At 55.7% G+C, this 13,119-nt stretch carries 14 protein-coding genes; 2 read left to right on the forward strand and 12 right to left on the reverse strand.

The features are described 5' to 3' along the window. Positions 1-302 precede the first annotated feature (302 nt). From ccoP to ccoN, 3 genes are read right to left on the reverse strand one after another with little or no spacing between them, the layout of a single operon-like run. Positions 303-1,220: a cytochrome-c oxidase, cbb3-type subunit III gene (ccoP, locus tag AXE65_RS10865; RefSeq protein WP_068392150.1), complete on the reverse strand. Its 918-nt coding sequence runs from the start codon at positions 1,218-1,220 to the stop codon at positions 303-305. A gap of 15 nt (positions 1,221-1,235) precedes the next feature. After that, positions 1,236-1,850, reverse strand: coding sequence for a cytochrome-c oxidase, cbb3-type subunit II (ccoO, locus tag AXE65_RS10870; protein ID WP_068392153.1), 615 nt, complete (start codon positions 1,848-1,850; stop codon positions 1,236-1,238). Position 1,851: 1 nt separating this feature from the next. Then, positions 1,852-3,303, reverse strand: a complete 1,452-nt coding sequence (gene ccoN / locus AXE65_RS10875; protein ID WP_068392156.1) for a cytochrome-c oxidase, cbb3-type subunit I — start codon at positions 3,301-3,303, stop codon at positions 1,852-1,854. A 524-nt stretch (positions 3,304-3,827) separates the two neighbouring features. Here ccoN and AXE65_RS10885 point away from each other — a divergent pair. Further along, a complete protein-coding gene (locus AXE65_RS10885) occupies positions 3,828-4,466 on the forward strand; it encodes a dual specificity protein phosphatase family protein (RefSeq protein ID WP_068392162.1) in 639 nt (212 codons plus the stop codon). A 141-nt stretch (positions 4,467-4,607) separates the two neighbouring features. Further along, positions 4,608-6,644 (forward strand): LTA synthase family protein, encoded by a 2,037-nt coding sequence (locus AXE65_RS10890; RefSeq protein WP_068392165.1) that lies wholly within the window; start codon positions 4,608-4,610, stop codon positions 6,642-6,644. Between the two features lie 52 nt (positions 6,645-6,696). On the opposite strand, the gene iscX is transcribed toward AXE65_RS10890, so the two are convergent. From iscX to cysE, 9 genes are all read right to left on the reverse strand, one after another. Further along, positions 6,697-6,897 carry a Fe-S cluster assembly protein IscX gene (gene iscX / locus AXE65_RS10895; RefSeq protein WP_068392168.1) on the reverse strand — a complete coding sequence of 67 codons (201 nt, stop codon included), beginning with the start codon at positions 6,895-6,897 and terminating at the stop codon, positions 6,697-6,699. Positions 6,898-6,911: 14 nt separating this feature from the next. Continuing rightward, positions 6,912-7,247 (reverse strand): ISC system 2Fe-2S type ferredoxin, encoded by a 336-nt coding sequence (fdx, locus tag AXE65_RS10900; RefSeq protein WP_068392362.1) that lies wholly within the window; start codon positions 7,245-7,247, stop codon positions 6,912-6,914. 4 nt (positions 7,248-7,251) lie between these two features. Continuing rightward, positions 7,252-9,126, reverse strand: coding sequence for a Fe-S protein assembly chaperone HscA (hscA, locus tag AXE65_RS10905; protein ID WP_068392171.1), 1,875 nt, complete (start codon positions 9,124-9,126; stop codon positions 7,252-7,254). A gap of 25 nt (positions 9,127-9,151) precedes the next feature. Next, positions 9,152-9,673: a co-chaperone HscB gene (hscB, locus tag AXE65_RS10910; RefSeq protein WP_239685083.1), complete on the reverse strand. Its 522-nt coding sequence runs from the start codon at positions 9,671-9,673 to the stop codon at positions 9,152-9,154. After that, positions 9,666-9,989 (reverse strand): iron-sulfur cluster assembly protein IscA, encoded by a 324-nt coding sequence (iscA, locus tag AXE65_RS10915; RefSeq protein WP_068392177.1) that lies wholly within the window; start codon positions 9,987-9,989, stop codon positions 9,666-9,668. The genes hscB and iscA overlap by 8 nt, the downstream gene beginning before the upstream one ends. Before the next feature lie 30 nt (positions 9,990-10,019). After that, entirely contained in the window at positions 10,020-10,406 is a 387-nt protein-coding gene (gene iscU, locus AXE65_RS10920; protein WP_068392181.1) for a Fe-S cluster assembly scaffold IscU, read from the reverse strand. Positions 10,407-10,469: 63 nt separating this feature from the next. Then, positions 10,470-11,684 carry an IscS subfamily cysteine desulfurase gene (locus AXE65_RS10925; RefSeq protein ID WP_068392184.1) on the reverse strand — a complete coding sequence of 405 codons (1,215 nt, stop codon included), beginning with the start codon at positions 11,682-11,684 and terminating at the stop codon, positions 10,470-10,472. Positions 11,685-11,712: 28 nt separating this feature from the next. Next, the gene (gene iscR, locus AXE65_RS10930; RefSeq protein ID WP_068392187.1) at positions 11,713-12,234 is read right to left on the reverse strand and encodes a Fe-S cluster assembly transcriptional regulator IscR; all 522 of its coding nucleotides are present in this window, start codon (positions 12,232-12,234) and stop codon (positions 11,713-11,715) included. 100 nt (positions 12,235-12,334) lie between these two features. Continuing rightward, positions 12,335-13,117 (reverse strand): serine O-acetyltransferase, encoded by a 783-nt coding sequence (cysE, locus tag AXE65_RS10935; protein WP_068392190.1) that lies wholly within the window; start codon positions 13,115-13,117, stop codon positions 12,335-12,337. Positions 13,118-13,119: the final 2 nt, after the last annotated feature.

Consider the following 13,119-nt stretch of genomic DNA (forward strand, 5'->3'; position numbering starts at 1 on the left):
GATTGCGGATTGCGGATTGCGGATTGCGGATTGCGGATTGCGGATTGCGGATTGCGGATTGCGGATTGCGGATTGCGGATTGCGGATTGCAACATAGCACATTGTATTTCCAATAAAGTCAATAGGCATCCTTCATATCTCTTGGCTTCCATCAACAATGATGCGGATAATACAGAGCAAACAATAAATTTGTCAAACACGCATTATTTAATACTATCGACTGCCCTTTTTGTCTCCGCCTTGGATTGTCGTCGCTTTTAACGATCGATAATCCAAGGGGCGTTTTCCGGTGAGTCTTTTAATTAACGGCCATGCGACAGCGAGTAGATATAAGCCGCCAGCACGTGCACCTTGTCTTCACCCAAAAAATCCGCTTGGGCGGGCATTTGCCCATTGCGTCCGTGGCGGACGGTTTGTTGCAATTGGGCAAGACTTGAGCCGTAAATCCAGCCGTCCGGCGCGGTTAAATCAGGCGAACCCAAAGCCGCCATGCCTTTGCCTTCCGGGCCGTGGCAGGCGATGCAGACGGTGGAATAGACCTGCTGCCCGGCGGCGAGGTCGGCACCGTGATTTTGCGGCAGCGGTAAGCGGGCCAGTGTGCCGCGCACGTAGGCGGCGACGTTTTTAACGCCGTCTTCACCAATCACGCCGCCCCAAGCGGCCATTACGCCTTGTCTGCCGTGCAGAATGCTTTGCTTGATGCTGGCCGCATCACCGCCCCAACGCCAATGTTCGTCGGTTAAATCGGGAAAGCCGTGTGCGCCTTTGGCGTCCGAGCCGTGGCAAAGCGAGCAGTAGTTGGCGAACAGGCGATTGCCGATTTTTAGCGCCTGCGGGTCTTTAGCCAGCTCTTCGATGGGCGTCGCGGCCAGTTTGGCAAACAACGGCCCGTAGGCGGCGTCGGCTCTGTCCATCTCACGTTGCCATTCTTTGCTGGAAGTCCAGCCACCTTGATAGCCCGGCCAAATCCCGCTCCAGTTGCCAAGCCCGGGGAAAAATAAAAGGTAGCCCAAGGCAAAAAACAAGGTGCCGACAAACAGCAGAAACCACCATTTGGGTAACGGGTTGTCGTATTCCTCAATGCCGTCAAAGGCGTGCCCCATTGTTTGTGTGGTTTGTCCGGGCTTTTCACCCTTGCGCGTGGCAAAAATCAGCCAGAACAGCACTGCCAAGCTACCCAGCGTCAAAATCGTGACGTACAGGCTCCAAAAAGTACTCATCATCAGGCTCCTGTCTTATCGTTTGCTTTTAATGGCGGTGCCTAAGCCTTGTAGGTAGGCTACCAGCGCGTCCATTTCCGATTTACCTTTAACCGCATCCGCCGCGCCTGCAATATCTTCATCTTGATAAGGCACGCCGACGGTGCGCAGCGCCCGCATTTTGGCGGCGGTATCTTTGCCGTCGAGCGTGTTTTCCACCAGCCAGGGGTAGGACGGCATGATGGATTCCGGCACTACGTTGCGCGGGTTGTACAGGTGGGCGCGGTGCCATTCATCCGAATAACGCCCGCCGACCCGCGCCAAATCCGGCCCAGTGCGTTTGGATCCCCAAAGGAACGGATGGTCCCACACGCTTTCACCGGCGACCGAGTAGTGGCCGTAGCGTTCGGTTTCGGCGCGGAACGGTCTAATCATCTGTGAATGGCAGCCGACGCAGCCTTCGCGGATGTAAATATCGCGGCCTTCCAGTTGCAGCGCCGTGTAAGGCTTCATGCCAGCGACCGGCTGATTGGTCACGTCCTGAAAAAACAGCGGGACGATTTGCGTCAAGCCGCCGATGCTGACCGCCAAAATCATGCACAGCAGCATCAGGCCGATGTTTTTTTCCAGAACTTCATGTTTGCTGCTCATTTCACGCCACCTCCATCTTGGCACTGTCACGGACGGCATTGGGATTGGTCGTCAGCAGCGTCAAATAGGTATTCCAAGCCATTAACAGCATGCCGAGCAGGAATATCGCCCCGCCAATCATGCGCACCACAAAGCCGGGATAGCTCGCGCTTAGCGCTTCAACAAAGCTGTAGGTCAAGGTGCCGTCTTCATTAACGGCGCGCCACATCAGCCCTTGGGTAATGCCGCTGACCCACATTGAGGCGATATAAAGCACGGTACCGATGGTCGCCAGCCAAAAGTGCGCGTTAATCAGCGTAAGGCTGTACATATGCGTGCGCCCGTAGATGCGCGGAATCATGTGATAGAGCGAGCCGATGGAGACCATCGCTACCCAGCCCAAGGCACCTGCGTGTACGTGGCCAATCGTCCAGTCGGTGTAGTGCGACAGGGCATTGACCGTCTTGATCGACATCATCGGCCCTTCAAAGGTGGACATGCCGTAAAAAGCCAAGGACACCACCAAAAAGCGCAATACCGGATCATCACGCAACTTATGCCAAGCGCCGGAGAGCGTCATCATGCCGTTAATCATGCCGCCCCAAGAAGGCGCGAGCAGCACCAGCGACATCACCATACCCAAGCTCTGCGCCCAATCCGGCAGCGCCGTGTAGTGCAGATGGTGGGGACCGGCCCAGATATAAACGCCAATCAGCGCCCAAAAATGCACGATGGACAGGCGGTAGGAGAAAACCGGCCGCTCGGCTTGTTTCGGCACAAAGTAATACATCATCCCCAAGAAACCGGCGGTCAAGAAAAAGCCCACCGCGTTATGCCCGTACCACCACTGAATCATCGCATCGGTCGCACCGGCATAGAGCGAGTAGGACTTAAAGAAGGTCACCGGGATTTCCATATTGTTGACCAGATGTAAAATCGCTACGGTCACAATAAAGGCGCCGAAAAACCAGTTACCGACGTAAATATGTGGAGTTTTGCGCTTCATGATCGTGCCGAAAAACACCAGCGCATAGGCGACCCAAACCAGGGTAATCAAAATATCAATCGGCCATTCCAGCTCGGCGTATTCCTTGGACGTGGTAATGCCGAGCGGCAGGGTAATGGCCGCGAGCACTATCACCGCCTGCCAGCCCCAGAAGGTAAAGGCGGCCAGACCGTCAGAGATCAGCCGTGTTTGGCAGGTGCGCTGCAAGGTGTAATAAGAAGTGGCAAACAAGGCGCAGCCACCGAAGGCAAAAATCACCGCATTGGTATGCAGCGGCCTTAAGCGACCAAAGGACAGCCAGGGTAGGTCAAAATTAAGTGCAGGCCAGACCAGTTGCGCGGCAATCAAAACACCCACAGCCATGCCGACAATGCCCCAGACCACGGTCATCAGGGCGAACTGGCGTACCACCTTATAGTTGTAGGCGCGCGCGACGACCTCTTCTTGCGCCGCGCGATTTACGGTCATTGTGCTCATTTAAAGGGCCTTTTAACGGTTGCTTGCTTTAGGTTTTTTTGCGTTTTAAGCATGCAAGGGCGGCATTTTTTGAGTATTGACCTGTATCAAATCGTGTCCGCACACACTGGGCAAAAGTGCGGCAAAAAGTGCGGCAAAACCACACGGGCGCTTTATTTTTGGGATTGACGAGCAGGGGTTGCAGCGGGAAATCCTTTATGTGTTGAGCGAATGTCACTGCTTGGCACAAAGCGCCTTGCGCAAATTCGCGCCCATCAATGCGCAATCCGTCTTACTTTTGCGTCGTAAATCCATCACGAAACGCTTTGCAAAGTCTTGCGAATACCCGCTAAAGCAGCTAAAAATTGTTTTTATTGAATGAGTTAAAAGCTGGCTGAGATTTTGCTAAAGACCTTGATGCCATATAAAATTCGTCCGTTTTTTGACACAGCGCACGAGATTTTCACGTTGGCCTAACGCTGCGCTGATGCAGTGTCGATAATACTTAAGTACCTTCGCTTCCCGGGAGAAACCTCTTGTCTTACCTGCTGCCTGCCAAATGGCACTGGCTTGTATTGCTGCTGGCCGCTTTGAGTTGTTCTGCCCATGCCGATCAAGCGCCACGTCCGCCGCATTGGTCAGTGCCTATCGATAACCGCTTAAACTTGCATCAAGTCGATGCCAAGCTGTACCGCAGTGCGTTGCCAGATACTGAGGCGGTAGACCCACTCAAAGCGCTGGGCATTGTTTCGGTGGTCAACTTTTATCAAGAAAGTGATGCCCGCTGGATAGGCAACGCCGATTTGCAGGAAATCCATCTGCCGCTGCGCACGCGCTGGTTTGACGATGAAGACGCACTCGACGCACTGCGCAGCCTGCGAGGCGCACAAGAAAAAGGGCCGGTGCTGATTCACTGCAAGCACGGGCAAAACCGCACCGGCTTGGTCGTCGCGCTCTATCGCATGGTCTATCAGGGCTGGAGCAAAGCAGAAGCGCTGGCGGAAATGCGCAGCTTCGGTGGCTCAGAAAAACGTATGGAGCACGCCGAAGACTACTTGGAAGATGTGGATATTGACGAGTTAAAACAGGCACTTGTCAGCGGCGCATGCAGCACCAGCGCATTGGATTGGTGTCATGTAGAAGATTGGTGGGAAAGACTCGCCAGTGCAGATTGATGGTTTAGCCTGCCCTCTTCCCCGGCTCCTCTCTCCCGCAAGCGGGCGAGGGAAGTGTCTCAATAAGCACCGCGCTGCTTGCTCCCCTCTCTCATAAATGGGAGAGGGGAGCAAATCCCACCATCCCCTTAAGGTATTCCCATGTCGCTGATGGAAAAGCCCTCAAAACGCAACGCATTAACAGCACATCTGCTGTTTATGGCGCTTACACTTTGCAGCTTTTTGCTGCTGCTTTCGCTGCTACGCGGGCTGTTGCTTTGGTTTAACCAAGACTTGATCGGCGCGGCAACGGCTAATGACCTCATCCAAGCCTTTGTTAACGGGCTGCGTTTTGACCTTCGCCTGTGTGTTTATATCGCCCTGCCGCTGTCACTCTCGATACTCTGCCGCCCGCTGATGCTGCGCCGTGGTTGGCAGCTTATCTGGCTGGGCTTTTGTGCCGTATCAGTCATTTTATTGGGAATGATTGAACTTAATTTCTATCAGGAATTTCATCAGCGATTAAATGCCTTGGTCTTCCAATATTTGCAGGAAGACCCGAAAACCGTACTGAGTATGCTCTGGCACGGCTTTCCGGTCGTCAAGCTGCTGCTCGCGCTTGCCTTGATCAGCGCCATTGTTATTTTCTTGCTAAGACGCGCCGATAAAGCCAGTCGCCCCATATCCAGCGAGAACAACGCCAGCCGCCCTGCTCTGTTGCTGCAACACAGCCTGGTATTTGTGCTCTGTGTAGTCCTATCGGTACTCGCCGCGCGTGGCACCTTGCGCCAAGGCCCGCCGCTGCGCTGGGGCGATGCCTTTACCAGCGAATCGGTATTTGCCAATCATCTGGGATTAAATGGCGCACTTAGCCTGTGGACGGCGGCCAAGGCGCGTTATCTGGATGACAACAAACGCCATCGTCCGGCCATGCCACAACAGCAGGCCACGGCATTGACGCGACAAATGCTGCTGAGCGCACAGGATGAATTGATCGACCAAGACAGTGCCGTCGTACGCCGCGTGTTTACCCCGCCTGCAGACGGCAGGCTGGCGGTGAAGAATGTGGTGGTTATCTTGATGGAAAGTTTCGCCGCGCACTTTGTCGGCGCGTTAGGCTCGGATGCGGGTATTACTCCGGAATTTGACAAACTCGCCAAAGAAGGCTTGCTGTTTACAAACTTCTTTAGCAACGGCACCCATACCCATCAGGGATTGTTTGCCAGCATGGCCTGCTTTCCCAACCTGCCGGGCTTTGAATACCTGATGCAAATGCCAGAAGGCTCGCATCATTTCTCTGGCTTGCCGCAATTGTTAAGTCCGCGCGGCTATGAAGATTTTTACGTCTATAACGGCGATTTTGCTTGGGACAATCAGCAGGGTTTTTTCCGTAACCAAGGCATGAGCCGCTTTATCGGCCGTTATGACTTTAAAAATCCGGTCGTGTTTGACCCCACCTGGGGCGTTGCCGACCAGGATATGTTTGACCGTGGTGCAGAGGAAATCGCCAGGCAAAAGCCGCCCTTCTACGCACTGCTGCAAACCTTGAGCAACCATACGCCCTACCCGCTGCCTGATCCGCTGCCGGTTGATAAGATCACGGATAAAGGCTCGCTCAATGACCATCTCACCGCCATGCGTTATGCCGATTGGGCGCTGGGGCAGTTCTTTGAGAAAGTACGCAAGCTGCCGCAATTTAACCAAACGCTGTTTGTGCTGCTCGGCGACCACGGCTTTGCCGCACATGAACAATTGACCGAGATGGATTTATTCCGCCACCACATTGCCATGCTGATGATTGCCCCGGGCATTCAGCAGCGTTTCGGCAAAACCATTGATACCGTGGGCAGCCAGGTCGATATGGTGCCGACCATCATGGGCAGGCTCGGTCAGCCGGTCACGCACCAATGCTGGGGGCGCGACCTGCTTAGCCTGCCAGCAGAGGACCAAGGCTTTGCCGTGATTAAACCCTCCGGCAGCGACCAAACCGTTGCGCTGATTAAAGGCAAGCAAATGCTGGTGCAACCGGTGGACGAAGCGCCGCGCGGCTATCAAATTGAGTTGGGTGCCCATCCACAAGCGAACAAAGCCGAATTGCCCAACGAATGGCGCGACCAGCTCGCCGCCTATCTGCAAAGCGCTACGCAAAGCCTGCTGGAAAATACCACCGGGGCGCAAAAAAGCAGCGCGGCGGAGTAAATGCCCTTAGCGCCTCTCTCGCACGCGGGGGAGGCACCTAGGTTTTGAATATTTAATCGACCTCATCCAGCCAAGCGGCTTGAATGGCTTCCAGCACTTTCTCGCCGCAGCGTTCGGGCGTGCCAGTAAAGTTTGGCAGCGCCAAAATCAAGCTTCGCAAGTCAACAAAGTTGAGGGTTTTCGGGTCGATTTCGGGCTTGCTTTCGGCAAGGCTTATGGCGATTTCTTGTACGTCCGTCCAATCCAGCGACACGGTTTTTACCTTGGTTAATGGCCTTCAGAGACCTGATTGATGGTGTATTTGGGGATTTCGACCACTAAATCGCCGGTGACTTTGGTCTGGCAGGACAGGCGCGAAGTGGCTTCCAGTCCCCAAGCCTTGTCGAGCATATCGTCTTCGAGTTCATCGGACGGCGAGAGCTGGTTAAAGCCCTTGCGAATCACCACATGGCAAGTGGTGCAGGCGCAGGCTTTTTCGCAGGCGTGTTCGATCTCAATGCCGCTGCGCAGTGCCGCGTTAAGCAGACTTTCGCCGACAGCGGCTTCAATCACCGCGCCTTCGGGGCAGTGTTCGGGATGGGGCAAAAAGGTAATTTGCGGCACTTGGTTAATTTTCCAGTTCATTTAAGGCGCGGCCCGCCAGATGTGCTTTAACACTTTCATTAAGGCGCTTGGCGGCAAAGGCATCGGTTAGCCGTATCAGTTGTTTGCTTTGCGCTTCGATCGCATCACGCGTGCCTGCTGGCAGCAATTCGCGTAGTGCAAGGACTGCCTGTTCAATAGCTTGCTGCTCGCCGCTACCTAACAAATGCGCATCTTGCTTAAGCGCCGCATCCGTTGCCGCCAGTAGCTGTTCGGCTTCGACCTGCGCTTCACGGTGTGCTCGCGCTTTTTTGTCGTCCTCGGCATGGCTGAAAGCCTCTTTGAGCATGCGCGTGATTTCTTCCTCGGACAGGCCGTAGGAGGGTTTGACCTCAATCTGCGCTGCGCTGTCGCTGGTTAAATCCCGCGCACTGACGGACAGCAGTCCATCGGCATCGACGGCAAAGGTCACGCGGATTTTTGCCGCACCCGCGCGCATCGGCGTAATGCCACGCAGTTCAAAACGCGCGAGCGAGCGGCAATCAGCCACCAGTTCGCGTTCGCCTTGCAGCACGTGGATCACCATTGCGCTTTGCCCGTCTTTGCCAGTGGTGAACTCTTGCGCACGTGACAGCGGGATGGGGCTGCCCCTGGGCAGGATTTTTTCGACCAGCCCGCCGAAGGTTTCCAAGCCCAGGGTGAGCGGGATCACGTCGAGCAATAACAGTTCGTCACCTTGACGATTGCCGACCAGCCGGTCGGCCTGCATGGCAGCCCCGATGGCGACCACTTGGTCAGGGTCAATGGAGGTCAGCGGCGCTTTGCCAAACAGCCTGCCAACCGCTTCACGCACGGCTGGCACGCGGGTTGCGCCGCCCACCATGATGACCGTTTGAATATCGGCAGCGGACAAGTCGGCATCACGCAAAGCGCGGCGGCAGACTTTTAAGCTGCGAGCCATTAACGGCTCAATCAGTATTTGCAACTGTGCTCGCGTCAAGCTGCCTTGCCAGTGCTGGTAAGCCAGCGGGACGCTGGCTTGCTCAGTCAGAGCCTCCTTGGCCGTGCAGGCGATTTGCAGCAGTTCGCGCTGCTGGGCGGGCGCTATGTCTTGCGAAAATCCGCTCTGCTCAATAATCCAGCGGGCAATGGCAAGGTCAAAATCGTCCCCGCCCAAGGCGCTGTCGCCGCCGCTGGCGAGCACTTCAAACACGCCGCGCGAGAGCCGCAAGATGGAAATATCAAAAGTGCCGCCGCCTAAGTCATAGACCGCCAGCAAGCCTTCGGCCTGATGATCCAGGCCGTAAGCGACCGCCGCCGCCGTGGGTTCACTGAGCAGGCGCAGTAATGGCAGACCTGCAAGCCGTGCGGCATCTTTGGTCGCCTGGCGCTGCGCTTCGTCAAAGTAAGCGGGAACGGTGATGACTACGCCATCGAGCACACCGCCCAAAGCGTTTTCGGCGCGTTTGCGCAATTCGCCCAGAATGCTGGCAGAGACTTCGACCGGGCTTTTCGGCCCTTGTGCGGTTTCGATAAAAGGCATGGCCGAATCGCCCGAGGCAAAGCGATAGGGCAACTGGCTACCCAATCTTTGGATGTCTTCGATACCACGTCCAATCAATCGTTTGCCCGACAGTACGGTATTAAACGGGTCGCTGCTGGCGGCGGCTTTGGCGCTGTCACCCACTTCAATGGCGCCATTTGCAAGGTAACGAACAGCGGACGGCAAAATGACTGTGCCATCTTCGCCAGGCAAGGGGACGGCAGCCGCCCTCTCCCGCGCAGCGGGATGCACGGCAGCGACCAGTGAATTGGTGGTGCCAAGGTCAATCCCCACCGCACGTCGTGGCGCTTTCGGGGCAAGGCTTTGGCCGGGTTCGGCAATTTGCAGTAAAGGCATGGTGCGTTACATCGGGCAAAAAAAATCAGTCGTCAAAGCGCTCTTGCAAACGACGCACTTTGGCTTGCAGGCGGCTTAAAAATTGCAGGCGACGCGCCAGTTTTTCGGCGGTTTCAGCGGCACTTGTGTCATTCCAGCAAGCGGCAAACGCCTCGCCCGTTGCTGCTTCTGCACTGAGCAGGCGCTGTTTAAAAGCGGCAAGCTCTGCGCTGTCTGCCCGCTGCTCCAATGCTTCCAACTGTTCGTGCCATTGCATTTGCTGGATAAGAAACTCGCCGTCCTGAATGGTCGCTTCCAGCGGCAACTCAGCACCGTTTAAGGTCAGCAGGTACAGGGCGCGGCTCGCGGGTTTTTTTAAGCACTGAAACGCTTCATTAAGATGGGCCGCTTCGAGCAATGCGCGCTGCTGCTCGGCCTCGCTTGCGCCAACAAAGCGGTCGGGGTGTACCCGACTTGCCAGCTCGCGGTAGCGTTCGCCAAGCGTTTTAAGGTCAAGATTAAAATCCGGCGCAAGGCCAAAGCGAAGAAAATGATTGGCTTCAGACACTAAAACTCTCACCGCAGCCGCATTCGCCGCGCACATTCGGGTTGTTGAACTTAAAGCCTTCGTTTAAGCCTTCGCGGACAAAATCAAGCTCGGTGCCATCGAGGTAGAGCAAGCTTTTAGGGTCAATCACTACTTTGATACCGTGGCTTTCAAAGACGCTATCGGTCTCGGGCAGTTCATCGACAAATTCCAGCACATAGGCAAGACCAGAACAGCCCGTGGTGCGCACGCCAAGACGAATGCCCTGCCCTTTGCCGCGCCCCGCCAACGAGCGTTTGACGTGTTTGGCAGCGGCTTCGGTCATCTTAATTGCCATCGTCAAATCCTCACTATCGATTTAAAAGGTCTAGAGCTGTCCCTGCTTTTGCCGGTAGTCGCGTACCGCCGCTTTGATGGCATCTTCGGCGAGTACCGAGCAGTGGATTTTGACCGGCGGCAGCGCCAGTTCTTCGGCCAGTTCACTGTTTTTAATCAGCGCAGCTTCATCAAGGGTTTTGCCCTTCATCCATTCGGTCGCCAAGGAACTTGAGGCAATCGCCGAGCCGCAGCCGTAGGTTTTAAAACGCGCGTCTTCAATCACGCCCTGCTCATTGACGCGGATTTGCAGGCGCATCACGTCGCCACAAGCGGGCGCACCGACCATGCCGGTGCCGACATTCGGATCGGTGGCAGGCAAGCTGCCGACATTGCGCGGGTTTTCGTAGTGGTCGATGACCTTTTCACTGTATGCCATTGCCTTTCTCCAACTCATCCATCACGGGGTATATCGCTCTGCTGGCGATTTGTTTTTGCGTTTTTAGTGCGCTTGCCACTCGACCTGGGTTAAATCCACGCCTTCTTTATACATATCCCAAAGCGGCGACAATTCGCGCAGCTTATCCACCGCTTTGCGCACCTGCGCGGCGGCGTAGTCCACTTCTTCCATCGTGGTAAAGCGGCCAAAGGAAAATCTGAGCGAACTGTGCGCCAGTTCATCACTTCGCCCCAGCGCACGCAGCACGTAGGAAGGCTCAAGCGAGGCGGAAGTGCAGGCCGAACCGGAAGAGACGGCAATATCTTTAAGCGACATCATCAGTGATTCGCCTTCCACATAGTTAAAACTCAAATTAAGGATATTCGGCACATAGGATTCGCGGCTGCCGTTGAGGTAAATCTCTTCCATACCCTCAAGCTGCGCCATAAAACGCGCACGCAATTCGCTCAAACGCTGGCGCTCGGTCTGCATTTCGGCTTTGGCAATGGCCGCCGCCTCGCCCATGCCGACCATCTGATGGGTCGCCAAGGTACCGGAGCGCATGCCGCGCTCATGACCGCCGCCGTGCATCTGCGCTTCCAGGCGAACGCGCGGTTTGCGCCGCACATAGAGTGCGCCAATGCCTTTTGGCCCGTAAATTTTGTGGGCGCAGAAGGACATTAAATCGACTTTAAGTGAATTAAGGTCTATCTCGACCTTGCCGAATGACTGCGCCGCATCCACATGCAGCAGCACGCCGCGTGAGCGCGTCAACTCGCCAATCGCGGCAATGTCGTTAAGTGTGCCAATCTCGTTGTTGACCTGCATGATGGAAACCAAAATGCTGTCTTCACGCAGCGCGGCTTCTACCTGCTGCGCACTGATCAGGCCGTCTTCGCCGGGTTCAAGGTAAGTGACCTCAAAACCTTCACGTTCCAGTTGGCGGCAGGTATCGAGCACCGCTTTGTGCTCGATTTTTGAGGTGATCAGGTGCTTGCCCTGGCTTTGGTAGAAGTGAGCAACGCCTTTGATGGCCAGGTTGTCCGCTTCGGTCGCGCCGGAAGTCCAGACGATTTCACGCGGGTCTGCACCGACCAGTTCAGCCACTTGGCGGCGGGCGTTTTCCACCGCTTCTTCGGCCTTCCAGCCGAACAGGTGCGAACGCGAAGCCGGGTTGCCGAAGTTGCCATCGAGCGTTAAGCATTCGCACATTTTTTGCGCAACGCGCGGGTCAACCGGGGTGGTCGCGGAGTAATCCAGGTAAATCGGCAGTTTCATCGCTAATTCTCTAAATGCGCTGTTTGGCTTAATCAATGGCTGAGGCTTGTATTTTGTCTTGCAAGGCAAAAGCACCGAGGTGCGGCATATGCAAAATCTGTGTGGCGGCGCGTTGACGAAGGTCTTGACGCTCGGCAACCGCTTGTACCTCGCGGCGGGCGACCAAATCCCCCAAGCTGATGGCGTTTAAAAATACATGGATTTGCTCACTCAAGTCGCACCACAGATGGTGGGTCAAGCAGGTATCGCCCTGATGGCAGTCACCCTGCCCGCCACAGCGCGTGGCATCGACCGACTCATCGACCGCATCAATCACTTGCGCGATCTGTACGCTGTGCATGTCGCGAGACAATTGATAGCCACCGCCCGGCCCGCGCACGCTGGATACCAGATTGCGGCGGCGCAATTTGGCAAAAAGCTGCTCCAGATAAGACAGGGAAATCCCCTGTCTTTCAGAAATATCCGACAAAGACACCGGCTCACCCTTGGCATGCAACGCCAAATCGAGCATGGCGGTGACGGCGTAGCGACCTTTGGTGGTCAGGCGCATGGCACGGCTCCATTGCGTTGAAACATCGTATGCTTGGCGCGATTGTGCTATTCCTTAGTAATTAAGTCAAGTATAAGCCACCGTTTTCTTATTGAAGATGTCAGGCTTTTTCTGACTTGTCCTGATCCGTTTTAAACCCTTCACAGCAAATCTCGGGCAGTTCTTTGGCGCAGTAGTCGCTGCCCAAGGCTTTAAGGGCGGTGCACATGCCTTCCAAGCGGTCATCCACCGCTTGCAAATGCTCAAGCAGGCCGCCGATGGCACGGGCGACCGGGTCGGGCATATCTTGGCTTAAGCCATAAGCATCAAAGCCGAATTTATCGGCTATCGCCTGTTGCATCGCTTTGCGGGTTTGTTCCTCGTTGGTATTGGCCTTGGGAATAATCCGCCCGGGAATACCCACTACGGTCGCCCCCGCCGGTACGGCGCGGGTAACCACCGCATTGGAGCCGATCCGTGCGCCCGCGCCCACGCTAAAAGGCCCCAGCACTTTAGCGCCCGCGCCCACGACAACGCCTGCTTCCAGGGTGGGATGGCGCTTGCCTTTATCCCAACTGGTGCCGCCCAAGGTAACGCCTTGGTAAAGGGTGACATCGTCGCCAATTTCTGCCGTTTCACCAATCACCACACCCATGCCGTGGTCAATAAAAAAACGCCGCCCGATTTTTGCGCCGGGGTGGATTTCTATGCCGGTCAACCAGCGAGCAAAATTCGATACCGCCCGTGCCAGCCATTTCCAATGCCAGCGCCACAGAGCATGCGCCAAACGATGCAGCCAGAGCGCGTGCAGACCGGGGTAGCAAGTCAATACTTCAAAGGTATGGCGCGCCGCCGGGTCGCGGGCAAATACGCTTTGAATGTCTTCACGCATGGCAGCCAACATCG

Source organism: Ventosimonas gracilis (assembly GCF_001580025.1).
Classification (GTDB): domain Bacteria; phylum Pseudomonadota; class Gammaproteobacteria; order Pseudomonadales; family Pseudomonadaceae; genus Ventosimonas; species Ventosimonas gracilis.

Excerpts from the sequence above, each read along its gene's own strand:
- ccoP (WP_068392150.1), bottom strand. The coding sequence starts at position 1,220 with ATGAGTACTTTTTGGAGCCTGTACGTCACGATTTTGACGCTGGGTAGC.
- ccoO (WP_068392153.1), bottom strand. The coding sequence starts at position 1,850 with ATGAGCAGCAAACATGAAGTTCTGGAAAAAAACATCGGCCTGATGCTG.
- ccoN (WP_068392156.1), bottom strand. The coding sequence starts at position 3,303 with ATGACCGTAAATCGCGCGGCGCAAGAAGAGGTCGTCGCGCGCGCCTAC.
- AXE65_RS10890 (WP_068392165.1), top strand. The coding sequence starts at position 4,608 with ATGTCGCTGATGGAAAAGCCCTCAAAACGCAACGCATTAACAGCACAT.
- hscA (WP_068392171.1), bottom strand. The coding sequence starts at position 9,126 with ATGCCTTTACTGCAAATTGCCGAACCCGGCCAAAGCCTTGCCCCGAAA.
- iscA (WP_068392177.1), bottom strand. The coding sequence starts at position 9,989 with ATGGCAATTAAGATGACCGAAGCCGCTGCCAAACACGTCAAACGCTCG.
- iscU (WP_068392181.1), bottom strand. The coding sequence starts at position 10,406 with ATGGCATACAGTGAAAAGGTCATCGACCACTACGAAAACCCGCGCAAT.
- AXE65_RS10925 (WP_068392184.1), bottom strand. The coding sequence starts at position 11,684 with ATGAAACTGCCGATTTACCTGGATTACTCCGCGACCACCCCGGTTGAC.
- iscR (WP_068392187.1), bottom strand. The coding sequence starts at position 12,234 with ATGCGCCTGACCACCAAAGGTCGCTACGCCGTCACCGCCATGCTCGAT.
- cysE (WP_068392190.1), bottom strand. The coding sequence starts at position 13,117 with ATGTTGGCTGCCATGCGTGAAGACATTCAAAGCGTATTTGCCCGCGAC.